General features: G+C 35.5%; 1 protein-coding gene and 1 pseudogene. Both read right to left on the bottom strand.

Going from position 1 to position 566, the window contains the following annotated elements:
* A pseudogene (locus tag HMPREF9965_RS0102365) lies at positions 1 to 273 on the bottom strand (DUF2974 domain-containing protein); the annotation flags it as partial.
* A partial coding sequence (locus tag HMPREF9965_RS06520) for a hypothetical protein (protein WP_000963032.1) occupies positions 266 to 566 on the bottom strand: 301 nt, incomplete at its 5' end. The pseudogene HMPREF9965_RS0102365 and the gene HMPREF9965_RS06520, both read right to left, overlap by 8 nt.

Below are 566 nucleotides of genomic sequence, written 5' to 3'. Positions count from 1 at the left end.
AGGAACTGGTATCGATGTGATTTTATAAGTATCTCGCAACTCAGGATCTGGCTGCAAGTAGACTCTACCATTATGGGGAAGATGTTTACCTCCAGGGGTGATTTCTTTTACATTACCATCCTCATCCAAAATATATCCATCATTTGAGAAATCAAATGTTTGTACGTTCGTTGAACTATTTTGAGGAGGAAAATTACTTGGGCGAAAAGTGTAGGCAGCTTGTGCTAAATCTGCATAAAAATTATCAAAGGTTTTTAAATTACTGTTACTCATAAAGATCCCATAAGTTTCCTTTCAAAATTCTTATTGGTTGCATTTGCATAATAACAAGTTTCTCAGGGATTTCATTTACATTACGTTTTAGTGGAAAACCTAATGTAAATTTAGTATCCTTATTATTATTGATTCTACCGTTCACTGTCATCATATAACCTCCGCCTTGAGGAGTTCCATTTCCTACCTGACCAACTTCCATACTATCCCAATCAAATTGAACACTCTCAACTTTTGAATTCCAAGATTTAACGAAGTTCGCCATTTCCTCTTCATGCTCCTTCAAATAAGCC

It is taken from the genome of Streptococcus mitis bv. 2 str. SK95, assembly GCF_000222705.1.
Taxonomy (GTDB): Bacteria; Bacillota; Bacilli; order Lactobacillales; family Streptococcaceae; genus Streptococcus; species Streptococcus mitis_AY.
The sequence above is the reverse complement of the archived record's forward strand: the minus strand, read 5'-3'. Positions and strand labels throughout refer to the sequence as shown.